The sequence below is a fragment of the Echinicola sediminis genome (assembly GCF_054777495.1).
In genome coordinates, this window is sequence record NZ_BAAHAP010000053.1 from 14,915 (window position 1) to 40,808 (window position 25,894).

Genomic DNA, 25,894 nt, shown 5'->3' on the forward strand with positions numbered 1-25,894 from the left:
GTAAACTTAAGCATGGCTTTTGCGGTTCTCCAAAAAAAGCGTTTTATAATTCAAAAATTTATGGGATTCCGTCACTACAGCAGTATAACGTTTTATTCAGGAATGTGTTTTCTGGTTGCTTCAGCTTTTTTTATGGCAAGTTGTGGGGAGGAGGAACACTCTCCCAATTTTCAAAGGTTTACTGTGGAGGGCTTTATCGGTCAAGATCCAAATTTCAGTCTTTTGTCCGAAGTTTTGGAGATCACGGGGCTGGGGGATTCTCTACAAAAACAAACTCATTTTACAATAATGGCCCCTACCAACAAAGCTTTTGAGGAAAATGGGATAGGGTCAGTGGAGGATATGACGGTGGAGGAATGGAAAGCACTCCTTCGGTACCATATTATTAGAGGCTCTTTGCCCAGAGACTCTTTATTGAATAAGATACAGTTGACTTTATTGGCAGACTACTTTTTGTTTGCCGTTGAATCGGAAGGCAGGGTGATATTGAATGGGGATGTGGAGGTATTGCTGGAAGATGTAAGCCTTTCAAATGGAAGGGTTTATGGTATAGACGGGGTGTTGGAACCCATGCAGCTTAATCTCCTAACGCTATTGGGCTATAGAGGAGATTCGGTTTTTCTGGAAGGCTTGGTGGCCAGTGGTTTGAGGCAGCTTGTCCAAGAAGGAGAATTTACCCTTTTGGTTCCTAATGACCAGGCATTTGAAGACTATTTTTCAAGCCAAGGATTGACCAAGGAGAATTGGCTGGCATCCAGTGGCCTAGAAACAATGATGCAATACTTTATCCTGGAAGGGCAAAAGGCCTCAGAAGAATTCGAATCGGGTAAGGTACAAGTAGTATCCGGTGATTCTCTTTTTGTAAGCACTGATCAAGAAGATGTCATTTGGCTAAATGGCCAGGCTCAACTAAGCCAAAAGGATATTTTTGGGGGCAATGGGCTCATACATGAGGTGGATATGGTATATGTCAAACCTGAAAAATCCTTGGCCAACATCATTTCTGATGTGGGAAGCAACAAGGACTACGCAGAATTTGAAGCAGCGGTGATCTTTGCAGGACTTCTGGACGAGCTGGAAGGAAATGCCCGTGGCCCATTTACGGTTTTTGCTCCCAGTAACCAGGCTTTTGCTGATTGGTACGATCAACTGGGCGTTGCGGGATACTTTGAAGTGGAGGAAACGATGCTTAGAGAAACCCTTCAGTACCATATTGGAATGGGGAGAGTTTTTACCCAGGACTTTGCCGGACAATCCCTAAGGACGCGTATGGGAGGTAGGGAGCTCATTTTGGAGGCTGGCGGCACTACCGTAAATGGAGTGGCGATAAGCGAAGATTACCGAAATCAGCATGCTACCAATGGTGTGCTTCATGGAATTTCATCAGTACTGACTCCCTAGTGCTTCAGAAATGGATGGAGCTTAATTAAGCCGTAAAAGGTGCAGTCAATAAAATCGTAAGGAATAAGACTTGATGAATTGGAAATTTAAATGGGAGATCGGTAAGGCCTATGCAAGGTTTTTGACCAGAGAGAAAATTCTTAACTACTGCCTACTTTGTCTTTCTTTCTATTGGTCCCGCCTTGTAAAAAAGCCCATGATGAGGGGACTCCCTACGGCCATGTCCATAGAACCTACCACTGGCTGTAACCTCCGTTGCCCAGAATGTCCCTCCGGACTGAGGAGTTTTTCCAGGCCTACTGGAATGTTGGAGAAAGCCACTTACGAAAAGATCATTCAGGAATGTGCCGGTCATCTGACCTATCTCCATTTATACTTCCAGGGAGAACCTTTTTTACATCCGAATTTTTTGGAGTTGGTAAAATATGCCGATCAACACAAAATATTCACCGCTACCTCTACCAATGCCCATTTTTTAAATCAAAAGACTGTTCCCAAGATTTTGAAGTCAGGTTTAAAGCAATTGATCGTGTCCGTAGATGGGGCGTCACAAGCGGTGTATGAGAACTATAGGATAGGTGGAAATTTGGATCGGGTAAAGTCCGGTATCCGGTTACTGATAGAGGAAAGAGGACGCAGAAACCAGTCTTATCCCCAAGTAATTTTTCAGTTTTTGGTGACGGGCAAAAATGAACACGAAATGGCCGATATACAAGAAATGGCCAGTGAGCTCAAGGTAGATGAACTACAGTTTAAAACCGCACAAATCTATGATTATCGAAACGGTTCCGAATTGATCCCTCAAAATCTCAAGTTTTCACGGTACGTTCCGGAAGGGAATGGAAGGTGGAAATTGAAAAAAAGAATAGAAAATAGGTGCTGGAGGATGTGGCAGGGGGCCGTAGTGACCTGGGATGGCAAGATGGTACCCTGTTGTTTTGACAAAGATGCCAGTCATGTGATGGGGGATCTCAATCTCTCCAAGCTGACTCAAATTTGGTTTAGCGATGCCTATCGGACTTTTAGGCATCAACTGCTCAGAGACAGGACGCAGATTGAAATTTGTAAAAACTGTAGTGAATAGGACCGGTTTTTGTTGTTCCGCCCAACGGCTGATAAAATGCTCCTAGCTAATGGGTAAGTTATTGGCGATTCATGGGATTGGGTTTGGGTTTTTAGTCTCTCGCAGCGGTTCCTCCAATTCTTTGTTAGGAATGGTCCTCAATCCCTCGGAATAATTATCTTTACGGTGGTTTTTAGTTTAGGTACCAAAGACACATCAGAACATGGCTATTATCACTTCTTTGTGAGTGATGTGGCGAAGCTGTGTCTGCCTCGCACAACAATGGAAAGAATATAAGGTAATGATAAAACTTTTGAAGTCAGCTTTGCCCGTTATAATTATGGGGCTGGTGATGTTTTTTAGTATCTGTGATCAATCAGTGGCTCAAACGGTTCCTGATGTTTCGACTATCAAGGTAGATGAACTTTCGGATGAGCAGCTGAGGACTCTTTTAGAGCGGGCATCAAGTTCTGGGATCAGTAAGGCAGACTTGCTGGAAATGGCCAGAGCCAGAGGGATGTCAGATGTAGAGGTGGAAAAGTTAAAGGAGAGGATCCAAAATCTTGAAGGTTCTTCCACAACAATGAAAAGCAGCGCAACGGCATCCAAAAGGGAGCCTAGGATGCAGACCGACCTCAATGAGATTTTGGATGGAGTATTGACCAATCAAAGTAATCTGGAAGAGCATGAAGCCCTGAAGCCTTATTTTGGGCTTGATCTTTTTTATCAAAAGGAGCGCAAGCTTACTTTCGAACCCAGTTTGAGTTTGGCTACCCCAAAAAGCTATGTATTGGGGCCCGGGGATTTGGTTTATGTGGATGTGTACGGAGTCTCCGAAAATTATTATGAGTCGACTGTCACTCCAGAGGGAAAACTGATATTGGACAATATAGGTCCAATCAGTGTCTCGGGGCTTTCCATTGCTGAAGCAAGCAGGGTGATCAAAAACCGTCTTTCCCAGTTCTATACCGAAATGTCCGGCCCAAGCCCGAGTACTTTTATGGAGGTTTCATTGGGTAATATCAGGAGTATAAAAGTACATATGGTGGGAGAGCTACGCTTGCCCGGTACTTTTACGCTGAGCGCCTTTAGCACGGTTTTCAATGCCTTGTATGCAGCAGGCGGCCCCAATGTAAACGGTACCATGCGAAACATTAAAGTTTTTAGGGACAATAAGCAGGTTGCCACGGTGGATGCTTATGACTTATTGGTACATGGTAAAGCGAATATGGGATTTCAGCTGCAGGATCAGGATGTGGTTTTGGTGGAACCTTATCAAGCAAGGGTGAAGTTGGAAGGTGCTGTTAAGCGGCCGCTGATTTTTGAAGTAAAAGAAGGGGAAACATTTGAAGACGTGTTGGGATATGCCGGTGGATTTACCGATGATGCTTTTAAAGATAAGGTCAGTGTAACGCGATACACAGAAAAGGAAAAGGCGGTTTCTGATGTTTATGCGGGTCAGTATGGGATATTTACTTTAAAAGGAGGGGATCAATACAAGATTGGAAGGGTTTTAAACAGATTTAAGAACCGTGTACAAGTCAAAGGAGCTGTTTTTAGGGAAGGGAACTATGCGCTTACAGAAGGGCTGACTTTATCACAGTTGATTGAAAAAGCCGAGGGATTGAAGGGGGATGCTTACCTACAAAGGGCAAGTATCGTTCGTAGTCATGAAGACCTGTCCACTTCCGTGATCCAAGTAAATTTACAGGAGGTGATTTCAGGAGCAACTGACTATGCGTTGGTTGCCGACGATATTGTAAGAATAGCCTCTATTTATGATTTAAAGGATGAGTATTACCTCAAGGTTTCAGGAGAGGTCAGAGATCCTGGCATTTATCCTTATTCTGCGGGAATGACGGTGGAAGACCTTATTTTGAGGGCAGGAGGTTTTAGGGAGTCAGCATCGATCCATGATATAGAAATTGCCAGAAGGCTAACAGATAAGAGGGCTGGGGAGACCGTGGAACTTATACCGGTTGATTTAAATGGTGGATTGGGTATTGATGAGAATTCAGAGGAGTTAGCTCCATTTGACCATGTGATCATCCGCCGCAAGCCTAATTTTTCGATGGATAGAATGGTGAAAGTGGAAGGACAGGTCAATGCTCCTGGGGATTTTGCTTTAAAAGGAGCAGAGGAGCGTATTTCGAATGTGATCAGTCGTGCAGGAGGACTTACGGATTATGCTTATCCCAAGGGGGCGACATTGATCAGAAGGACAGAATATTACAACACTGATTCTGAGCAGATCAGAAGGGCTAAAAATATGCAGCAACTTTTGGATCGTCTGGAAGTGGAAGGAGAAGATCCATCAGAATCACAGCTCAACCAAAAGAGCCGGCTGAATCTCGACAAAGAGCTGGGAGTGAAAGAATCGTCCAAAAATGATGTGGTTACCAAAACCAGAAAGGAAACCTTAGAAAATATCAGTGAGGGAGAGGGTACCCAGACGGAAATCAGGATAAAAGAGACAGAAGCCATTGCCATTGATCTGGAAACCATCATGAAGCAACCCGGTTCAAAATATGACCTGATACTGGAAGAAGGGGATATTATCAGTGTTCCCAAACAGTTGGAAACGGTTAGGCTAAGGGGGGATGTGATTTATCCTACCACCGTGAGGCACGAAAAAAACCGTTCGATGAAATACTATATAGACCGGGCCGGGGGCTTCGATAATAGGGCCAAGAGAAGAAGGGCCTATGTGGTATATGCCAATGGCGAGGTGGCCAGAACCAAAAGCTTTCTGTTCTTAAAATCTTTCCCAAAAGTAGAGCCGGGGTCTGAGGTAATTGTACCTTCAAAAGGTCCCAGGGCACCGATCAGGTTGGGAGAAGTAGTTGGATTAACCTCAGGGCTGGCCACTTTGGTGTTGGTGATTACACAAATCAATAACGGGAACTAATGGCAGACCATAAACATATACTCGATGATAAGATTACTTTTAGGGAGCTTATTCTGAGGGGAGAGGGATGGATCAAGTATTTTAAAAGTAAATGGCGGTTTTTACTGATAGTGGTGTTGGTAGGTGCGGCATTGGGGCTTAGCGCTTCATGGCTGAAAAAACCAAAGTACACTGCAGAAACCACCTTTGTACTAGAGGAGTCAGATGGTAGAGGCATGGGCGGCTTATCAGGCTTGGCCAGTTTAGCCGGGATCAATCTGGGGTCCCTTGGCAGCAGCAGCGGATTGTTTCAGGGGGATAATATCATGGAGCTTTACCGGTCAGACAATATGCTGATTAAAACGCTGCTCAGTCCCTTTGAAGGAGAGACGCTTTTGGTGGAACGATATGTCGATTTTCATAAACTGGATAAGAAATGGGCAGATAAGGTCGATTTCTCCCAGCTGGATTTTAGCTTGGGCCGGGAAGATTTTTCTGTTCAGCAGGACAGTGTAATGAAGGAGCTGGCTAAGGGGATAAGAAATAAGGAACTTTCCGTGAACAAGCCCGACAGGAAATTGAGCATCATAAAAGTAGCCTTGACCTCAAAGGATGAAAGTTTTGCAAAAGTTTATAATGAAAGGTTGGTAGAAAATGTCAATGCATTTTATTATGAAACCAAAACCAAAAAAACAGCTGAAAATTTAGCCATATTGCAGCACCAAGCAGACAGTGTAAGAGCAGTACTGGATGAAAGTCTTGCTGAATATGCAGGGATACAAGATGACCGGCCAAATCCAAACCCACTCATGCAAAGAGCTTCAGTGGAAGCCAAAAGCAAGCAAGTGGATATTCAAGTGGCCAGTAGTGCCTATTCAGAGATTGCCAAAAATCTTGAGATCGCCAAAATCAACCACCGCAACAGTTCCCCTTTGATCCAGATAATCGACAAGCCCCGATTCCCGCTTACCGAGACAAAGCTCAAATGGTATGTGGGGATTTTTATGGGGGGGATGGCAGCTTTTATCCTGGCCGTACTGTACCTCTATGTTTCCAGACTTTATCAGACCAATATTAAGGAATAGCATTGAAAAAAGTGGCCAGGGATACATGGATAGAAATCTTTCTTTGTCCAATCCTTACAAAGCTATCTGTACATTCGCGGGCGAACAACTAAGGCGAAGAATTCTCATTAAAACATGATCGACAAACTCCTGTCTGTATCTTTTTTTCAGCTAATCAGGCATAAATCTGTTCAGAATTTTATTTTTTTACTTTTCATCCAATCATCCAATATCATCATCTCTTTAATGGTCATGCCACTGTTGATCCGGTCCATTGGAGTGGATCAGTTTGGTTTGGTCAGCCTGGCAATTTCCGTCATTCTAATAGCCAATGTTTTTGTGGGATTCGGGTACAACCTAAGTGGCCCGCGTGAGGTAGCCCTGAACCAAAAGAACAGGGAAGCGCTGTCTGCAATCTGGTCCAATGTGGTTTCCAGCAAACTGGTATTGGCCACCCTGGCTACGGTATTTTTGTTAGTGGCAGTTTTAGGGTTCGACCTTTTTCCAGAATATCAGGTCATCCTGATTTATTCCTTGCTGATGCTGTTTTCTGAGGCCACACTACCTGTTTGGTTTTTTCAGGGCCTGGAAAAGATGCGCTTGGTTTCGGTAGCTAATATCTTCAGCAAACTTCTCTACTTGTTTGGTATTGTACTTTTTATCCACGCCCCTGAAGATGCCAAGTGGGTGAATTTCTTTTTTGGAGGGGCGGCATTGAGTGTCAATCTATCCGTATTGGCCTATATCCATCATGCCCTAAAAATCCCATTTTATTTTCTCGGGATCAAAAAGGTGCTTCAGTCTTGGAAAGGCAATGTTTATCTCTTTTTGTCCAATTTGGCCGGCCATATTTCTGTCAGTGGAGGAATGGTCATTTTGAGTTTCTTTGCCAGTGCCAACATTTTAGGGATGTACAGCCTGGCTGAGCGGGTTGCCATGGTTTTACGAATGATCCCTTCCATGACAATCGGGGCGATATTCCCCAATGCAAGTAAGCTTTTTGAGCAAGATAAAAATTCGTTCTTCCGCTTTCTGCTTAAGGTATATAAATTGATTTTATTTGGAGCAGTGATCATTACGGTGGTAATTATCTCCATAGCTCCTTTCATTATCAAAGTGCTCTCCAAGGCAGAAATGTCAGAGTCGGTCGCATTTCTAAGGATATTGGCTTTCGTGCCCTTAATGGCCACCTTAAACATTGCCAATATGATCATGATTTTGGTGACGGAACAAAAAAAGGTCCTGTTCAACAGTTCTTGGATATTTTGTTTGTATATGCTGCCTGTGGCGATTGGACTGACCTCATGGCTGGGAGGAGAAGGATTGGCCTATGCATTGGTTTCCACAGAATTGGTTATTTTTATCACCTGTTCAGCCCTGATCAAAAAAAATACACCAGAATTATTTAATGGATTCTATGCAAGATTGCTTGGTCGCCATCATCATTCTTAATTGGAATGGTTATGCGCACACTCGGAAGTGCCTGAATTCATTGAAAGTAGCCCGTTCAACTGCCTCTTTTCAGGTGATTTTGGTAGATAATGCCTCGGAAGACGGTTCTCTGGATAAACTGAAGCAGGAATTCAAACATCCTGTTTTCATAGCCAATGATCAGAATTTGGGTTTTACCGGTGGGAATAACGTGGGAATGCGGTATGCACTTCAGGAAGGCTTTGAATATATCATGTTGCTGAACAATGACACAGAAGTCGCTCCTGATTTTTTGGTTCATTTGCTCAACACTTTTGAACAAAGCCCAACTATAGGGGCTGTCCAGCCGCTAATGTACTATATGCATGACAAAGCAAAAGTTTGGAATGCCGGAGGTAAATGGAAAAAATGGAGAGGAGACTCTTTGGCCATTAAGCACAAGATGGATGGTGAGTTGTCCTATTTTACAGATTGGATTACAGGCTGTTGTATGCTTGTTAGGGCGGAAGTCATAAAAAAAGTAGGTTTGCTGAATGACCACTATTTCGCCTATTTCGAGGACGTGGATTGGTCATTGAGGATGAAATCTATTGGATATCAGTTGGCTGTGGTGCCTTCATCTGTAATTTATCATGAGGCGGGAGCCTCATCAAAGTCTACGAATAAGGGCAAGGAAGGAACGATTAGTCCAAATGTGCACTATCTGGCCACGAGAAATCAGCTTTTTCAGTTGCGAAATCATGTCCATATGCCCTATGCAGTAAGTGCATGGCTGTATCAGTTGGGTAAATTTATGCTGTACTCTTTTTATTTCCTTGTTCGTAACAGAAGAGAAAAGCTTGCCGCTCTCTTGAGGGGGGTAGTGGACGGGGTTCGTCTAAATAGTTAATAGGTAGATAATTTCCGAAAGCTTTCGTTCGGATAGTTGAAATAAAAAATGAAATCATTTGTAGAGTTATTGAGGTGCCCTAAAACGGGGGATGAGTTAGTGGAGAGTGAAGGAAAGCTAGTTTCAGTAAGTGGAAATGAGTATCCGATCGTGAATAAGGTCCCGGTTCTTATCCATGACGAAAAGAGTATTTTCAAGCAGGCTCAGTTCCTAAATAAAGAAGTAACATTTTTTTCAAATAATAAACTTAAGAATTTTGTTCTTAGTCTGATCCCCTCATTGAGCATTAATTATGCGGGAAAAAGGAACTTTAAAACCTTGTCTCAACTACTGAAAAAGAAGAAAAATCCAGTGGTTTTGACCATTGGAGGCAGTATAGAGGGGAAAGGTTCCAAAGAATTTTATAAGAACAAGGAGTTTATATTTGTGGACACAGACGTCACCATTGGCCCAAAGACGAAGCTGGTATGTGATGGACATGATTTACCGTTTGCCACGGGCTCTGTGGATGCAGTAGTGGTCCAAGCGGTTTTGGAGCATGTGTTGGATCCGGTAAGGTGCGTGGAGGAGATTCACCGGGTGCTCAAAGAGGATGGGATTGTCTATTCAGAAATACCGTTTATGCAACAGGTTCATGGAAAGGCATTTGACTTTACCCGGTTTTCTTTTCTTGGGCAGCGGAGGCTTTTCAGAAGCTTTGAAGAACTGGAAATGGGCCCCACGGCAGGTCCCGGAACATCCTTGTCCTGGGCAATTGTGTATTTTTTTATGGGCTTCTCCAATAATTTCTATGTCCGTGCTTTATTGAGACTGATCAGTACTTATTTGTTTTTTTGGGTTAAGTATCTGGATTATCTCACTAAAAACAAGGCAAGCGCCTTGGATGGTGCTTCAGGCATTTATTTTATGGGACGGAAGGGGAGTAAAGTCCTTTCGGATGACGATCTGGTGAAACGCTATCGGGGAGGGTTTAAGACTTATTTTGCCTAGGTTCAAGGAGCATAATCATTAAAAATAATCCTGTATAGTGCTTTTTTTGTTGGTGATTATAGGGGTTGCATTGTTATTGGGCATAACTGTGCAAAAGATTGTCTTTGAAGGCAAATGGGAATGGGTGATTTATTTTGCATGCTTCTACTTTCCTTTTTATACCACTGTACTGAGTATCGTCTGGCAGGCCACACATTTGATGTGGTTAATTACCCTATTTAAGTTTCTAAAGGAATTTGTCGTATTGATAGCTTTTGTCTCTTTCCTGTTTTATGAAAGAGACATTTTCAATTATCCCTTGAGGATAAACCTGACGGATAGGTTATTGATACTGTTTTTGTCTCTTGGCTTGTGTTTTTTATTCTTACCTATTGGAGCAGCCACATTTGTCGATAAGGCCACTTATTTAAAAAATATTTTCCTCCTTGCAGCATTTTACTTTTTTGGGAGGAATAGTCGATTAAAAGAGGAGGAGATTTCCCTTTTGTTCAAAGGAATAATGGTGATCGCAATTATTTCATTTGGCGTAAATTTAGTGGAGTCGGCCATAGATACCCATTTCCAATCCTTTTCCGGTTATTCTGCATTCAATCTAGCGGTTTATAATTTTGAGCCTACAGGTCACTATAACTTGACGTGGACATTTGAAACCCAAACAGGAGCCAAGAGGTTTGCCTCTTTCTTTTCGGACCCTTTGGAATTGGCTGCCTCCAGTTTGATGGCGTTTTCGGCAGGACTTGTTTGGTATTTGACAAGCAAAAGAAAGGAAGCGAACATTTATTTGTTGGTGATGATTGCGGCTTCCGGCGGGGTGCTATTTAGCAGTTCTAGGGCGTCTTTTACTGCATTCTTTATCATGTTGTTTTTTATCGCCTTTATTTTTAGGCTGTATGGTCTTTTCAAAATCGGCATATTCATCGTATTCAGCTTTATAGCCTATGTTCTCCTCTTTGCGGAGAAGGAGTTTTACTATTTTATTTACGATACCATTACCTTTCAAAATGCCTCCAGTGTAGGCCATATAGTGGAGTGGTTGGTCGCAGTTGATTCAATTATTCAACACCCAGAGGGGATAGGGCTGGCCATGAGTGGCAATACGGCAAGCGTTTCTGATGAGATGCGGGTAGGAGGGGAAAACCAGTATTTGATTTTTGGAGTGCAGATGGGGGTATTGGGAATGGCCCTGTATATAATCTTGTTGGCCGCAAGCATAACTATTGCTTTGAAAACCTTTCGTCAAGTAGAAAATGTAATGGCCGCAAGAGTGGCTTTTGTTGCTTGTACGGTTAAATTTGGCTTATTGCTTCCTCTCTTTACTTCCAATGCCGAAAACTTTCTGTATGTGGCACTCCTGTCGTGGTGGATGGTGGGGTACAGCATCAAGTCTTATCATGAAGTTAAATTGAATCAGCAAGTTTCTTTGACAGATGGATAGGATAAAGTATAAAGTGGCGGTAGATACCAGGGATCTGAATTTGGCAAAGACGGGGATAAGAACCGTTTTGGAAGAAATCTTGAGGGGACTGAGAGATGATGCAACATTTGAGGTAATTGAAATAGGTCCAAAACCATTTTCTCCACCCAGGTCCAAAATCCAAAAGGTGATGGAACATCTCAGGTTTTTTTGGTGGAAAGAGGTGCAGTTGCCTTTAAGGGTCAAAAAACTAGCATGTGACCTGCTGATTTGCAATGATTATGTCGTTCCCTATTTTATGCCCAAGGGGGTAAAAGCATATCCTGTTTTTCATGGTTGTAATATATGGGAACTTCCAGAACATTATAATAAGTATTGGCGCTGGATGTTTACCTGTATGGCTGTGCCTGCAGCGCGGAAAGCAGCCGCTATTTTTACCGTGTCAAAGTTTTCTAAGGGAAGACTCAAAGCGCTTTTTGATTTTGATAGGGACAAAATCAAAGTCATTCCCCTTGGGCCAAAACGGGCTTTATTAGAACCTAAGAAACTTGTTGGTTTAAGCAGGTTTGGCCTTCACGAAGGAGAGGAATACCTGCTTCATGTAGGGGTGATGGAGAAGCGAAAAAACCTGGTCCGGCTTATTGAAGCCTTTTCACAGCTCCCCCAAAAGCATTTAAAGCTGGTTCTGGTTGGACAAAGGGGACCAAAATTGTTTTTGGACGACTATGATAGGGTCGTAGAGAAAATAGCCTTCCACAAGCTGCAGAACAGGGTGGTCCTTACAGGACATGTCAGTGATGAAGAGTTGTTCACGCTTTATTCAAAAGCAAAGGCTTATGTTTTTCCCTCACTTTACGAAGGCTTTGGCATTCCGGTGATTGAGGCATATCATTACGGCTTGCCTATTGCAGCTTCCAATAGGGGTGCCCTGCCAGAGGTAGTAGGTCAAGGAGGACTGATTTTTGATCCGGAGGATGTCTCCGATATGGCCAGCAAGATGGAGAAGCTATTAAATTTGGGGACTGTAGAAATGGAAGAATTTCGAGGAAAGCAGAAAGAAATGTTGGAAAGATACCGCTGGGAAAAAACAGTGGAAACTATAAAGCAGCATGTGGCTGCTGACTAAACTAATGACCAAAGCTGAATGATATCATTACTGTTTAAGCTTATAAAAGTAAATCCAGAAAACCGATTTGGTGAAGGGTGGACAAATAAGGATATTTTTGTTTCTCTATGTATGGTGGCTCCTAAGCTACTAAGAGGGCTTTGGGTAAAGCTATTTTTGAAATCCTCCAAAGGGATGCTCTTGGTAGGGAAGAGGGCGAAGATATTCAATAAATCCTATATCGTAGCTGGTAAAAATTGCATTTTTGAGGATGGATGTGAGATCAATGGGCTGTCAAAGCAGGGAATTCACCTTGGTGAGAATGTTACCATAGGCAGGTATGCAATGATCCGCCCCACCAACAATTACGGAGGGCCACTCGGAGAAGGCTTAAAGGTGGGGGATAATTCTAGTATTGGTCATCTGAGCTACATAGGCTGTTCCGGGTATATTGAAATCGGAAACAATGTCATGATGTCCCCCAGAGTGAGTATCTATTCCGAAAATCATAATTTTGAGCATACAGATCTTCCAATGAAAGACCAAGGTGTCACCAGAAGCTTTGTACGGATTGAAGATGATTGTTGGATTGCTTCCAACTCGATCATCCTGGCAGGGGTCACCATAGGGAAAGGTGCAGTAATTGCGGCAGGAAGCGTAGTAACTAAGGATGTGGCCCCTTATTCCATCGTAGGGGGCAATCCGGCAAAACTTATAAAATTTAGAGATGGCTCTAAAAATACTCTTCCAAAATAGAGGGACAGTTAGCTAATCTTAAGAATGAACCAAGAAACAATTTTAGTATTACACAGTTCGACGGATCTCTACGGGGCCAGTAGAAGTTTGATTCGATCTGTTGTAGGGATGAAAAGAGAAGGCATAAGGCCCATTGTAATCCTTTCTTCTGAAGGCACTTTGGCGGAGGCTATCAGGGCGGAAAATATCGAAGTGCTGATCATTAGATTGGGAGTGATAAGAAGGAAGTACTTTAATTTGTTTGGCCTGGCAAATAGATTAAAGTACATGAGTGGAGCTGCAAAAGCACTAAAGGAATTGGTGAGAGAGCACCATGTAAAAGTCATCTACACGAATACCACTGCTGTTTGGGTAGGGGCATGGGTTGCCAAAAGGATGGGCTTAAAACATATATGGCACGTTAGGGAAATCATAGAACACCCCGGATGGTTTAAGAAATTCATCCAGCTGCTACTTCAGAAAACAGGTGATCTGGTCTTATGTGTGTCAAAAGCAACAGCAAATAATTATTCTTCAGGGGTTGATAAAGACAAATTACGGGTCGTTTACAACGGCATCGATTATCATCCATTTGTTAAGGCCAACTATGATCTAAAAAAGGAAATCGGTCTTTCGGAAGACAGCATCCTGATTGGCATGATCGCCCGGGTGCATTTTTGGAAGGGGCAAACTTATTTTTTGGATGTAGCGAAAGAATTGGCCGATAGATATAAACATGTCCATTTCGTAATGGTGGGGGATGCATTTGACGGTTATGAATATTTATATGATGAGATCAAGGAAAAGATCAAAGCCAATGGTTTGGAGGGGAAGGTAACAGATTTGGGTTTCAGGACTGATATTTCCAATATCATGAGTGGCCTGGATATTTTTATGCTTCCTTCGATTCTTCCCGATCCGCTGCCCACTACTGTATTGGAAGCAATGGCTGCGGGAAAGCCTGTGGTGGCCACTGCCCATGGAGGAGCCACTGAGATGGTTATAGAAAAGAAAACAGGGTACCTGGTTCCTTGGGATGACGCTGGGAAAGCTGCCCGGGCTTTTGATGAACTTATTAAGGAACCGGAGCTCAGGGTCAATCTGGGAAAGGCTGGTCAGGAAAGGGTTATTGCACAATTTTCCATAGATGCTTATATCAAGAATATGGGGGAGGTGTTTAAGGCGGTCTTGAGGAGAAAGCCTTGAGCCTTAGAAAAGGTCAGGCCGATGACTTTGTATCGTTAAACCTTGCTTTTTAGCTCACAGATGAAGAAATCGGCAGCCCTGATCTTGTCGGGACAAGCTGCAGCAACAACTAAATGATCCCAAATTCCTATTGGCCGGTTTCTCAACAACAATCAAACAATTTTGCAATCTTTCAATTCCAAAATGCCGAATAAACCACTTCATATAGCCATTTTTGGAGCCAAGGGCTATCCTTACGTTTATGGGGGCTATGACACCATGATAAAAGAACTGTGTGAGCGACTGGTGAGAAGAGATATTAAAGTGACGGTATACTGCCACAGGGCTTTGTTTAAGGAAAGGCCAAAACAGGTAAATGGCATTGACCTGGTGTATACACCTGCAATAGAGTCCAAGTCCCTGACCCAGTTGACGCATTCCTTCTTTTCCATGATCCATGCCTGTTTTTCCAGTGCGGACGTGATATTTGTCGTCAATAGCGGAAATGGACCTTTTGGCTTGATATCAAAAATCTTCAGGAAGCCTACAGCCATCAATGTGGATGGCCTTGAGTGGTTACGGCCCAAGTGGAAAGGCCTTGGAGCCAAGTATTTCTTTTGGGCGTCCAAAATGGCCACCAAGTTTTATGACCGGATTATCAATGATTCGGACGAAATGCAGAAAGTTTATTTGGAGCTTTTTGATGCCCCTTCCACTGTAATTGCCTATGGATCCAATCCAGGCCTACATGTTGATAGCAGCCTGATCAAAAAGTGGGGCTTGGAGAAGGAAGACTATTATCTCATTGTTGGCCGCTTGGTTCCTGATAATAATGCAGATCTGATAATTGAAGGTTTTACCAAATCTAAGACGAAGAGGAAATTAGTAGTGGTAGGTGATGTCCCCTACAGGGATGCTTTTGCAGAAAAATTAAAGAATATCCCGGATGATCGACTGATATTCACGGGATATGTTAGGGATCAGCAGGAACTGGCCGCCCTGTACCGCAACTGCTATGCTTACTTTCATGGACATGAATATGGAGGGACCAATCCTGCCATGCTCAAAGCACTAGGCTATGACTGTGCCATATTGGCCTTGGATACACGGTTCAACCAGGAAATGCTTCAGAAAGGAAAGTTTGGTTGGTATTTTGATAAAACACAGAAGGCCGTCAAGGAAATAGTAGAAAAAGCAGAGAAGTCTCCTGAAGAACTACGGCAGCTGAGAGAGACGTCAGCTCAAGGGCTGACCCAAAAATATGATTGGGATCATGTTACCGATCAATACATTGAAGTATTCAAAGACTTGGCCAAGAGATAATACACTTGGCACAATTCAGAAAAAAAGGTGGTTTAAGGAGTCTAGATTGAACTAGTTTATGGAGCACTAGTTGTGCTGATTTTTCATCTTTCCTTCACCGCATCACATTTCCCACATCCACAGTTCAGCGAGCTGGATTTTTTAGGTTTTAGGTATTGATAAGCCTTCCAGCCGATAATTCCCATAAATAGTCCCCAAACGATAATTTCTTGCCACATAATAATTGTGTCTAAAGTTAAAGGTCCTTGGCCTAATAGTATTTTCTAATTAAACTGAATAAATAAGCATTCAGTTTCCTCCATCCAATTTTAGGTTTTGATATGATCCGCTCAACTTAAAAACTGGTATACCACCCAAGCGGATACATAAGCAAGCGCCGTCATATAGACGGTTTGGATCAAGGGCCATTTCCAGCCTTTGGTCTCCCTGTAAACTACGGCCAAGGTGCTCATACACTGCATGGCAAAGGCATAGAATACGATAAGAGAAAAGGCAGTGGCCAGATTAAAAACTTTTTCACCTGTTTGAGGATTGGTCTCCCCCTCCAGTTTTTCCTTAATGGTCAGTTCATCCTCTACATCACTTCCCACACTATAAAGGGTAGCCATGGTGGAGACAAACACCTCTCGGGCAGCAAATGATGTGATCAAAGCGATGCCAATTTTCCAGTCATATCCTAAGGGCCTGATGGCCGGCTCAATGAATTTTCCAGCGATTCCAATGTAGGAAGACTCCAGCTCTGCCGAGGCTACTTCATTTTCATATTGGTCAATCACTTCCTGATTGGCATCAGAAGCGGGAGCTTCAATGGCCGCAATGGCTTCTTCCCTCACACCTGAAGGACCGTATGAAGCAAGCACCCATAAAACAATAGAGATGGCCAGAATAACTTTACCTGCCTCCAGGACAAAGGTTTTTGACTTGGAGTACATGGTGATCAGTACGTCCTTCCATCTTGGAAGACGGTACATGGGCATCTCTACCATCAGGTAACTTCTTTCCTTGAAGTGGAGCACCATTTTCAATATCCATGAGGTAAGTAGAACGGCAAATACCCCTAGTAGGTACATGCCCAATAAGGCAATTGCCTGTAGGTTAAAAGGGCCAACATAGTCTTCTGGCACAGCGATGCCGATCAGGATGACATACACAGGAAGCCTGGCCGAGCAACTCATCAAAGGGGTTACCATGATGGTGATCAGCCGATCTTTCCAGTTGCCGATATTTCGTGTAGCCATGATCCCCGGAATGGCACAGGCAATGCCTGATATCAAAGGGACCACGCTTTTGCCGTTTAGCCCAAAGGGTCTCATGATCCGATCCATCAGGAAAACCACCCTTGACATGTATCCTGTATCTTCCAGAATACCAAGAAAAGCAAACAAAAGGGCTATTTGGGGGATAAAGATCACTACCCCACCGATGCCTGGAATGATCCCCTCGGTAATCAGGTCAGTAAGAACTCCGCTAGGTAAAAGAGTGGCCATTGACCCACTTAAACTGGCAAAGAAACCGTCGATCAAGTCCATAGGGACTGCCGACCAGGCAAACACTGCCTGGAAGATGACCAGCAGTATGCCCAGAAAAATCCCATAGCCTCCAATTTTATGTAGGAAAACCCGGTCAAGTTGATCCGTCAGCCTTTTTCTGGTTAAATCCGTCTTTTCAACAGATGTTTCTAGCACCTGCTGGATTGCTGAATACCTGCTTTGGGTTTCTTTAAGCTGAGTGGTCTTAATATCAAATTGAGAAGTTTTGATTTCGTTATGAAGCCACTGACCATCCTCATGAGATAAGGTGGGCTCTTTTTCGTGAAAGCGTATAAGTTGGTAGGCCTGGTAAGTGTTTTCCAGTGAGAACCGGGCCTGGATGCGCTCTGACAGGTCATTGGGTAATAACTCAGCGGTGTCGATAAAGGAAACAGGTTTTTCAAACATCTGCTGACCGATAAGTTCAGTGATACCAGAAATCCCCTCATTGCTCCTTGCATTGGTCTGTATAACGGGAACCCCTAAGGCTTTGTAAAGAGCATGGGTTTTTACCTTTATGCCCTGCTCCTCTGCGGTATCGGACATGTTTAGGACGATGGCCATAGGCAAGCCCAAGTCCATGATCTGCGTGATGAGAAATAGTCCTCTTTCCATGCTGGACATGTCCACAACCGCCAGCACAAAATCAGGGCGGTTTTCTTTGTCCAGTCCATTCAGTACACGGTGGACAATGACCTCATCCTCCGAATTAGGGTAAATGCTATAAGTACCAGGAAGGTCAATTACAGTAGCCTCCTGGCCCTGAATCTTGATATTAGCGTAGCGTTTATCCACTGTCACGCCCGGGTAATTGCCGACTTTTTGGCGAAGACCCGTAAGACGGTTGAATATGGTGGTTTTTCCTACATTGGGATTTCCAATCAGGGCCACGGTGTAGGTAGATTGCTTCGGAGGGGTAAGTACTTCTGGCATAAAAGAATTAATTTTCTAAGGTCACTTCAATGAGCTGAGCCTCTGATTTTCGAAGAGCAATGACGGTATTGCCTAGTTTGAAGGCAAGGGGATCTTTCAGTGGGGCATGTTGCATTAGTGCAATTTTCTTTCCGGGAAGGAATCCCATCTCCATAAGGTGTAAGGTGAGTTCACTCGGCAAAATTCGATTGATGGTTGCCGATTCCCCTTTTTTTATTTGATCCGCCGTCCTCATATTGGTGAAATTAGATTAAATCTAAATTGTTGCAAAATTAACGGAAAAAGATCAGAATCCGTTCTGTTTTCAGCGAAATCTTGTGCTTTTTGATGAGCGGTAACTCGTAATAGGGCTCAGATAGCTAAGAATTTACAGATCTCCTTCTCTAAAGATCATTTTCGACGTTTCACATGTTTTGTTGTCTCTGTATCCAAGAAACTTTTAAAAAGTAATGTGAATATCCGCAATTGTGCATATAAAAAATACTTTCAAGAAGGTGTCCACGAATCCGCCATCACGGACAAGTTTACATCATCTGTCCCGTCGAATGACCGGAGATTTATCTGGTGCTAGACAGGTTAGCAGCTATTAATATTTAGTAGATTCAAAATAACTCAGTGGTCATTATAATTTACGGGTTTTGCTTTATCGATCGTTTAGGTAATGATGGGGGGAATGGACAGATTGGTTATTTGATCGGCACTTCTTTGGACCACACTGTATTGGTACAAAGGGTGAAATTTTTGCAGAACAGTGTTTGGGGAGACTCTATCACTGTTGGAAAAAGGATGGTTTTTCGATGTATGTAGGGATTAAGTGGCTTTCCCTGACCATAGTAAAGAAAATGAAATGTTTAACAGATATTTAATGATGGTTAGAAAAGAATTTTTTATAATTTTACAACACCTTTGTGAAAATAAGGAAATTATTTAATGAGGTCTTAGCAATTTTTAAAACGAAAAGAATTGGTATTTAAATTGCTGTATCATGGCAAAAACTTCAGGGCAGTAACAAATTTTTATGGCAAGACGGTTTTACAAATACTTTCCATGGCTATTTCTTCTTGGTGATGTTTTGATAATCGCGTTTTCGCTATTATTAACTCAGTGGATTGTAGGTAGGTATGTTGAGATAAAGGATATCAATTCAGTCATTTATGCAGCTTACATGCTGATTTGGTTGTTGTTGGCTACTTTTAGAAAGGACTATAAGGTAGGTCGGACCACTGATTACCTTTTTACCATTCAAAAATTGTTCGGTTCGCTGCTGTGGTTCTTTTTTATTATAGCGGTATTGTGGATAGCATTTCAAACCTACCATTTAAGTAGGGCCTTCCTATTGGTGAATGCCATGATCATGATGGCAACGATGGTTTTTTACCGTGTAGGGGTTCATATAGTCCTGAAACAATATCGTTCCCGCGGGGGAAATTATAGGAATGCAGTGATCATTGGGAAAGGCGGAACCAGTTTTAAGCTGGCCAAGGTTTTTCAGACCCGAAGGGATTTTGGGATAAATTTTCTGGGATATTACGATGATATTAGTGATTGCTTGGAAACACGTGGAAATCTTGATGATTTCTTCAGGGAGGCACAAGGAATGGATCTGGATTTGATTTATATCAATGAGCGACTTGACCTTAGGACGATGAAAAAGATTGTCAATTTTGCCGATGAGCATTATATAAAGGTCAAGGTGATTCCCGGTGGCAATCTCCAGATGGAAAAGAACCTGTCCTTCTCCAAATACGGAGAGTTCTTTGTGATCAATGTCAATGCGATTCCTTTGGATAATTTAATCAACAGGACGCTGAAGCGGACTTTTGACATCCTTTTCTCTATCATTGTTACTGTTTTGGTATTGAGCTGGATGATCCCCTTAGTGGGTTTGCTCATCAGGCTGGAATCAAAAGGACCTATATTTTTTATTCAACTGAGAAATGGTGAAAACAACAGGGTTTTCAAATGTCTGAAGTTTCGGTCGATGACTCCGAATGACTATGCAGATACCCACCAGGCCATTAAAAATGATCCCAGGGTAACCCGGATAGGAAGGTTTTTGCGGAGTACATCCTTGGATGAAATGCCCCAATTTTTGAACGTACTTATTGGGGATATGTCGATTGTTGGCCCAAGACCCCATACGGTTCCAATGAATGAAACATTTAAAACACAGATTGAAAAATACAATGCACGCCATAAGATCAAACCTGGCATAACGGGTTTGGCTCAGGTGAAAGGCTATAGAGGTGAAATCATCAAGCCCTATCAGATAAGGTCGAGAGTAAGGTTGGACTACTTCTATATCCAAAACTGGAGCATGTGGATGGATGTGGAGATCGTGGTGAAGACCATCCGAGAACTGGGCTTTAATAGAGATAATGTTTACTGATATGACGGCGAAAGCATCGCAGACATGTCGGCTATGTGGTAATGTGGAGGGGAATGACGTCTTTCCTGTGAGGGAAATGATGTTTGGAAATCAAGCCGAGTTTGATTATCTGCAATGTGGAAAGTGTAAAACCCTTCAAATCGTAACTATCCCTGATGATTTATCGGTGTATTATCCGAAGGATTATTATTCTTTAGAAGCAATAAACAAGTCTCCGTACTGGAAAAGGCTAATAAAGACTTTTAGATATGCCCTCTTTCGAAAGACAAAGCTTGATGTTTTTAAGCATTACCATTATGGTGAGTGGCTGAAAGAGTTGAATTTGCCGCTTTCCAGTAAAATTGCAGATGTTGGCTGCGGGAATGGGCAACTGTTGTATGAATTTTATGCTTCTGGGTACCGTGATCTGGTAGGTATTGATCCTTTTATAGATGCCGATACGAAAGTTAACGACAGCCTGCTTCTCTTAAAGAAATCACTATTTGAAATTGATCAAAAGTTTGATTGCATTATGATGCATCATTCCTTTGAGCATATGGAAAGACCAAAGGACATTATTCAAAAGGCGGGAGACCTGTTGAAAAGCGGCGGGAAGCTGTTGGTGAGAATTCCTTTGGCAAATAAAGCAGCTTGGAAGGAGTACGGAGTTAATTGGGTCCAGTTGGATGCGCCCAGGCATTTTTATCTCCATACCGAAGAATCCCTCATTGGGATGGCAGAATCAGCCGGCTTCGTTTTGAGCAAGACCGTCTATGATAGCAACTCCTTTCAGTTTTGGGGGAGTGAGTTATGCAAGATTGGCGTGCCTCTAAAGGAGGCAGAATTGGAGAAACATTTTTCCGAAAAGAAATTAGGTGAATTTACAAAAAGGTCCCTCGATCTGAATGCCGAGGGACAAGGAGACCAGGCCTGTTTTTATTTTAGAAAGGCTTAAACATTCAACAAAGCTTCCAAGAATCCCATGTTTTCGCCCTTCTTTTTGATGACCAACATCGGAATCTTGTCATTATGCTGGACCAGTTTTTCGGCGACGCTTCCCAGAAGGATGGCGGCCGAATTAGTCCTGCCCCTACTGCCTATTACCACCACATCAGAAGAGTGTTTTACTGCTGCCTCAAGGATATAATCGGCATTGCTTTTGTCATCTTTCAGGATAAAGTCGCAAGGGTACTTTTCGATTTTATGTTCCTCTACCAACTGGTTAAAAGCCTTTTTTGCATTTTCTAGCATTATCTCGGCAAATTCCTCATAAGACTTGCCGGTCTTATGGTAGCCCATAGGAACTTCATAGATGTGGACATATCTTATGGAGGCATCCTTTTTATCTTTGATAAATCTCTCCACTTTTTCAAGTACCATTCCGGTGTGGGGCGAAAAATCAATGGGGACAATGAATTTTTTCAAGGGGTTGGAAGCCATGTCTTCCGTAATAAAGAGGACGGAAGAGGGGGCTTTTTGAGCGATTCTCTTGGCCAGTGCGCCGCTTCCTTCCAATTCGTTTTTTCTCCCCATTACAATGAAGTCCACATTTTTGATTTTTGACCATCTTAGCAGCAAATCCGTTGGGTTGCCCTCTTCGGCTGAAATTTCAATTTCTACTTCATCAGGAAGTTGCAGGCTTTCTACCTTCTTTTTGATTTCTTGTTCTATGCTTTCATCTACTGGGGCCAGTAAATTAGGGTAAGTGCTTGTGATATCTTCCGGCAGGGCCAGATTTTCCGCCACGTGGATGAAATATATTTTGCTAAGGTTTAAAAGTTGGATGATCTTGGGAGTATTCTCTATAATTACCTGGTCCATTTTGCTGAGATCCAGGCCAATCAGGGCAGTGTTGTGATTTTTCATAAATAAACTAGCGGTTTTCTACCAATTTAACCGATACTTGGGAGCTACAAAAGCAATTTCGGAAAATTGTCCTTCAACCACTTTGTTAATGTTAGATTAGGGGCATAGCTTTGTCTATATTTATCTTAAAGTCGCATCAGGGAGAAGGACCTGTCTTTGGAAGATCTATTGTAGATCATCAACCGATGGGAGTGCCCAAATGTCCACAAAAAGCTTGGTTAGGTGTAGGAAACTTGCCAAGCATGATGCTAAACAGTCTGTATTATGCCTACATCCCTCCAAAAATATTTTTTGGCCATTGTTCCCGAAGCAGGAATCCAAGAAGAGGCCAAGGCCATAAAGGAAGCCGTTAAGGAGAAGTATAATGCGAAACATGCCTTGAAATCGCCTGCCCATGTGACCTTGAAAATGCCCTTTGTGTGGAACGAATATAAGGAAGAAAAGCTGGAAGGTTTGTTGCGTACTTTTTTTGATCGGCAAAAATCCTTTCCGATAGAATTTAAAGGGATAGGAAGGTTTGGCAGAAGGATCATGTATGCACGGGTCAGTCACGGCCCAGAGCTTCCGTTGATGCAGGAGGAGCTAAATCAGTATTGCAGAAGGGAACTGAAACTCAACGAAGAGCTGAGTGATAAAGCTTACACGCCGCACATGACTTTGGTCTATAGTGATCTAAAAAAGCGGTTTTTTGATGAATGCTGGAGCATGGTCAAGGAAAAAGGCTTTTATGGAAAGATGGAGGTAAAAAAAGTGGCCCTTCTGAAGAAAATCGATTACCGTTGGCAGGTTTGGATGATTTTTGAGCTGCCCCAGCAGGAATAAAAAAAAGGGAGTGATGAAACTCCCTTTTTTAATGTATAAGCTGTGATTAGTGTTTCACAGTGATTTTCTCTTTTACTCTTGCAGCTTTTCCTTGACGGCCTCTTAGGTAGTACAATCTTGCTCTTCTCACTTTACCAGCTCTAAGCAGTTCGATTTTCTCGATGCTTGGGCTTAGGATAGGGAAGATTCTTTCTACACCGATACCGCTAGAGATTTTTCTTACAGTGAAAGTCTCACCGTTAGAGTTGATGTTTTTTCTCTGAATTACGGTACCTTGGAACTGCTGGACACGCTCTTTGTTACCTTCTTTGATTCGTACGTGAACGTTGATGGTGTCCCCTGACTTGAAAGAAGGGAAGTTAGATCTTACATCTTTATATTCCTCTTCTACAATTTTAAGTAGTTCGCTCATATCTTTATGATTTATGTGCTTGTCGCAAATTCGAATTGCAAAGGTATGCAATTATCTTTTTTATTCAATTAATTATCAATTATTTACCTTTATCGCCACCTTCGAAATCCTTCCCTTTCAAGAGGTCAGGCCTTCGCTCTTTGGTACGGCGAACCGATTCTTCAAACCTCCAGTTGGCGATCTTTTCATTATGTCCTGAAAGCAATATTTCGGGCACTTTCATACCTTCATATTCCGCAGGCCGTGTATAGATCGGCGGGGCTAGCAATCCGTCCTGAAAGGAGTCTGTAAGGGCCGAAGTCTCGTCATTGAGCACTCCGGGGATGAGCCGGATCACGGCATCGGCCAGTACGGCTGCTGCCAGTTCTCCTCCGGAAAGGACAAAATCCCCAATGCTGATTTCCTTGGTGATGTATTTTTGCCTAATCCTTTCATCCACTCCCTTGTAATGGCCGCAAAGTACCATCAGGTTTCCTTTTAAGGACAGGGAATTGGCCATCTGCTGATCGAGTGTTTTTCCATCGGGACTCATGTAGATGATCTCATCGTATTCCCTTTCGCTTTTCAGTGCTTCGATGCACTTGGCTATGGGTTCGACCATCATGACCATGCCGGCACCGCCGCCAAAAGCGTAGTCATCGACCTGCTTTTGTTTGCCGCTGGCATATTCCCTGAGATTGTGAACGCGGACCTTGGCCAATCCTTTTTCCTCAGCTCTTTTGAGTATAGAGTGTGAAAAAGGGCCTTCCAAAAGTCCAGGTACAACGGTGATTATATCGATCTGCATGGACTATTCCTCTAAATAGATTTCAAGTAAGCCTTCCGGCAAACGGCAGAAAACTTTTTTTGCTGCCTTGTCCACCTTGAGAATGATGTCGTCCTGGATAGGGACCAGCACTTCTTTCCCTTGGTGTTCCAACCCGATCAAATACTGGGTTTGAAGGTCATATATTACCTGCACATTTCCTATTACTCCTCGGGACTCATCTTCTATTTCGAAGCCTACCAGTTCGTGATAATAGTATTGGTCATCATCAAGCTCAGGAAGGTCTTTGAGCGGAAGATACAGTACAGAGCCTACTAGGGTCTCTGCTGCACTCTTGTCATCGTAGCCTTCAAACTTGGCAAGTACCCTGCCATTGGGCTGCGAAACAAAATGCTCAAGAAAGTAAGGGGCAAGCCTGTTGTTTTTATCCAGAAAGACATGCTCAATGTCTTCGTATTCCTCCGGATAATCTACATCAAGTACGGCCGTTACTTCTCCTTGGAGTCCATGAACCTTAGCAATGTAACCTATTTGGAAACAATTTTCCTTGTTCATGGAAAAATGCGTAATTAACCTTGAGTTTCTTCTTCGCTAGATTCAGAAGCTTCTCCTTCAGCTGGAGCCTCCTCGGAAGCAGCAGCTTCTTCAGCAGCGGCAGCAGCCTTGGCTTCTTCTTCTCTTTTCTTGATTGCATCAAGACGCGCTTCGTTCTTAGCCGTCTCAGCTTCAAGAGATTTCTTACGGGCGTCTTCCTTCGCTTTAGCGATCTGGTCTTTCTTGCCGGAAATAGCAGATTCTTTTTGCTCTAACCAAGCTTCAAATTTCTTGTCAGCTTCTTCTTGAGAGATAGCACCTTTCAATACACCGATCTGAAGGTGTTTCTTAAGCAATACTCCTCGGTAAGAAAGCATGGCTTTTACCGTGTCTGTAGGTTGGGCACCGTTCAACAACCACTGTAGAGCGCGCTCATTGTTGATGTTGATAGAAGCAGGGTCAGTGTTCGGGTTATAAGATCCGATTTTCTCGATAAAGCGTCCATCACGTGGAGCTCTTGCATCAGCTACAACTACATCGTAGATGGCTTGTCTTTTTCTACCTCTACGTGCTAATCTGATTTTTACTGCCATAGTATATTGATATTTAGTTAATTGATGGATCACGTCCATCGTAAATTTGGACTGCAAAGATAGCGGATTTATCTTTAAAAGAACAAGTTAGGCTGTGAATATTTGTGGATTAAGGAAAATATGTTTTAAATTGCGGCACAATTCAGGAAAGCAAAAAGTCCTTACCACAGCGAATAGCTTGGATTGTATAAATTGGCCTCGTAGTTTTTACCTCCCGGAAGGGAGGCAATGGATAGAATACCTGCCTGACGGAAGGCAGGGAAGTTTCCTAAAACTGTGATGGTTATGTATACAGTTTATGCAATTAAAAGTTTGGTTGATGGAAGGGTGTATGTTGGGTTTACCAGTGATCTTAGAAGGAGATTGCTACAGCATAATTCAGGAAAAACGAAATCTACAAAAGGTTACCGGCCTTGGGAGTTGATTTATAGTGAGGAGGCAGAAACAAGCGTAATCGCTCGAGAAAGGGAAAAGTACTGGAAATCTGGAATTGGAAAGGAAAAATTAAAATCTTTGTAAAATACATGGCCTCGTAGTTCAATGGATAGAATAGAAGTTTCCTAAACTTTAGATACAGGTTCGAT

23 protein-coding genes are annotated in these 25,894 nt (G+C 42.8%); 16 read left to right on the top strand and 7 right to left on the bottom strand.

Annotation, left to right across the window (positions count from 1 at the left end; translation table 11 throughout):
- The first annotated feature begins 60 nt into the window (after positions 1–60).
- From ACYVAA_RS14045 to ACYVAA_RS14100, 12 genes are all read left to right on the top strand, one after another.
- Positions 61–1,401 (top strand): fasciclin domain-containing protein, encoded by a 1,341-nt coding sequence (locus tag ACYVAA_RS14045; RefSeq protein ID WP_460542761.1) that lies wholly within the window; start codon positions 61–63, stop codon positions 1,399–1,401.
- Between the two features lie 73 nt (positions 1,402–1,474).
- On the top strand, positions 1,475–2,485 hold the full coding sequence (locus ACYVAA_RS14050; protein WP_460542763.1) for a radical SAM/SPASM domain-containing protein: 1,011 nt from the start codon (positions 1,475–1,477) through the stop codon (positions 2,483–2,485).
- Between the two features lie 280 nt (positions 2,486–2,765).
- Complete coding sequence (locus ACYVAA_RS14055) at positions 2,766–5,372, top strand: SLBB domain-containing protein (RefSeq protein ID WP_460542765.1); 2,607 nt, start codon at positions 2,766–2,768, stop codon at positions 5,370–5,372.
- Positions 5,372–6,436, top strand: coding sequence for a GumC domain-containing protein (locus ACYVAA_RS14060; protein ID WP_460542767.1), 1,065 nt, complete (start codon positions 5,372–5,374; stop codon positions 6,434–6,436). Before ACYVAA_RS14055 ends, ACYVAA_RS14060 begins: the two co-directional genes overlap by 1 nt.
- A gap of 114 nt (positions 6,437–6,550) precedes the next feature.
- Positions 6,551–7,867, top strand: coding sequence for an oligosaccharide flippase family protein (locus tag ACYVAA_RS14065; RefSeq protein WP_460542769.1), 1,317 nt, complete (start codon positions 6,551–6,553; stop codon positions 7,865–7,867).
- Entirely contained in the window at positions 7,833–8,735 is a 903-nt protein-coding gene (locus ACYVAA_RS14070) for a glycosyltransferase family 2 protein (protein ID WP_460542771.1), read from the top strand. The genes ACYVAA_RS14065 and ACYVAA_RS14070 overlap by 35 nt, the downstream gene beginning before the upstream one ends.
- 48 nt (positions 8,736–8,783) lie before the next feature.
- Complete coding sequence (locus ACYVAA_RS14075; protein ID WP_460542773.1) at positions 8,784–9,725, top strand: methyltransferase domain-containing protein; 942 nt, start codon at positions 8,784–8,786, stop codon at positions 9,723–9,725.
- An 88-nt stretch (positions 9,726–9,813) separates the two neighbouring features.
- Entirely contained in the window at positions 9,814–11,160 is a 1,347-nt protein-coding gene (locus ACYVAA_RS14080; RefSeq protein WP_460542775.1) for an O-antigen ligase family protein, read from the top strand.
- Positions 11,153–12,265 (top strand): glycosyltransferase family 4 protein, encoded by a 1,113-nt coding sequence (locus ACYVAA_RS14085; RefSeq protein WP_460542777.1) that lies wholly within the window; start codon positions 11,153–11,155, stop codon positions 12,263–12,265. The genes ACYVAA_RS14080 and ACYVAA_RS14085 overlap by 8 nt, the downstream gene beginning before the upstream one ends.
- A gap of 18 nt (positions 12,266–12,283) precedes the next feature.
- Entirely contained in the window at positions 12,284–13,000 is a 717-nt protein-coding gene (locus ACYVAA_RS14090; RefSeq protein WP_460542779.1) for an acyltransferase, read from the top strand.
- Positions 13,001–13,024: 24 nt separating this feature from the next.
- Positions 13,025–14,185, top strand: a complete 1,161-nt coding sequence (locus tag ACYVAA_RS14095) for a glycosyltransferase family 4 protein (RefSeq protein WP_460542781.1) — start codon at positions 13,025–13,027, stop codon at positions 14,183–14,185.
- Positions 14,186–14,368: 183 nt separating this feature from the next.
- Positions 14,369–15,487, top strand: a complete 1,119-nt coding sequence (locus ACYVAA_RS14100) for a glycosyltransferase family protein (RefSeq protein ID WP_460542783.1) — start codon at positions 14,369–14,371, stop codon at positions 15,485–15,487.
- A gap of 329 nt (positions 15,488–15,816) precedes the next feature.
- On the opposite strand, the gene feoB is transcribed toward ACYVAA_RS14100, so the two are convergent.
- Both feoB and ACYVAA_RS14110 read right to left on the bottom strand, forming a co-directional pair.
- Positions 15,817–17,949, bottom strand: coding sequence for a ferrous iron transporter B (gene feoB / locus ACYVAA_RS14105; RefSeq protein ID WP_460542785.1), 2,133 nt, complete (start codon positions 17,947–17,949; stop codon positions 15,817–15,819).
- A 7-nt stretch (positions 17,950–17,956) separates the two neighbouring features.
- Positions 17,957–18,184 carry a FeoA family protein gene (locus ACYVAA_RS14110; RefSeq protein WP_460542787.1) on the bottom strand — a complete coding sequence of 76 codons (228 nt, stop codon included), beginning with the start codon at positions 18,182–18,184 and terminating at the stop codon, positions 17,957–17,959.
- Between the two features lie 783 nt (positions 18,185–18,967).
- Between ACYVAA_RS14110 and ACYVAA_RS14115 the strand changes: the two genes are divergently transcribed.
- Entirely contained in the window at positions 18,968–20,338 is a 1,371-nt protein-coding gene (locus ACYVAA_RS14115) for an exopolysaccharide biosynthesis polyprenyl glycosylphosphotransferase (RefSeq protein ID WP_460542789.1), read from the top strand.
- Between the two features lies 1 nt (position 20,339).
- On the top strand, positions 20,340–21,272 hold the full coding sequence (locus ACYVAA_RS14120) for a class I SAM-dependent methyltransferase (protein ID WP_460542791.1): 933 nt from the start codon (positions 20,340–20,342) through the stop codon (positions 21,270–21,272).
- Here ACYVAA_RS14120 and ACYVAA_RS14125 read toward each other — a convergent pair.
- Complete coding sequence (locus ACYVAA_RS14125; RefSeq protein ID WP_460542793.1) at positions 21,269–22,183, bottom strand: universal stress protein; 915 nt, start codon at positions 22,181–22,183, stop codon at positions 21,269–21,271. The two genes, ACYVAA_RS14120 and ACYVAA_RS14125, sit on opposite strands and share 4 nt — an antisense overlap.
- A 264-nt stretch (positions 22,184–22,447) precedes the next feature.
- On the opposite strand from ACYVAA_RS14125, the gene ACYVAA_RS14130 reads away from it, so the two are divergent.
- Entirely contained in the window at positions 22,448–23,005 is a 558-nt protein-coding gene (locus ACYVAA_RS14130; protein WP_460542795.1) for a 2'-5' RNA ligase family protein, read from the top strand.
- Between the two features lie 46 nt (positions 23,006–23,051).
- Here the strand turns inward: ACYVAA_RS14130 and rplS are convergent, their stop codons facing one another.
- From rplS to ACYVAA_RS14150, 4 genes are all read right to left on the bottom strand, one after another.
- Positions 23,052–23,417, bottom strand: coding sequence for a 50S ribosomal protein L19 (rplS, locus tag ACYVAA_RS14135; protein WP_460542797.1), 366 nt, complete (start codon positions 23,415–23,417; stop codon positions 23,052–23,054).
- 79 nt (positions 23,418–23,496) lie between these two features.
- Positions 23,497–24,204 (bottom strand): tRNA (guanine(37)-N(1))-methyltransferase, encoded by a 708-nt coding sequence (gene trmD / locus ACYVAA_RS14140; protein WP_460542800.1) that lies wholly within the window; start codon positions 24,202–24,204, stop codon positions 23,497–23,499.
- Between the two features lie 3 nt (positions 24,205–24,207).
- Positions 24,208–24,738, bottom strand: a complete 531-nt coding sequence (gene rimM / locus ACYVAA_RS14145; protein WP_460542803.1) for a ribosome maturation factor RimM — start codon at positions 24,736–24,738, stop codon at positions 24,208–24,210.
- A 14-nt stretch (positions 24,739–24,752) separates the two neighbouring features.
- Positions 24,753–25,310 (bottom strand): 30S ribosomal protein S16, encoded by a 558-nt coding sequence (locus ACYVAA_RS14150; protein ID WP_460542807.1) that lies wholly within the window; start codon positions 25,308–25,310, stop codon positions 24,753–24,755.
- Positions 25,311–25,595: 285 nt separating this feature from the next.
- On the opposite strand from ACYVAA_RS14150, the gene ACYVAA_RS14155 reads away from it, so the two are divergent.
- Positions 25,596–25,829: a GIY-YIG nuclease family protein gene (locus ACYVAA_RS14155; RefSeq protein WP_460542805.1), complete on the top strand. Its 234-nt coding sequence runs from the start codon at positions 25,596–25,598 to the stop codon at positions 25,827–25,829.
- Positions 25,830–25,894: the final 65 nt, after the last annotated feature.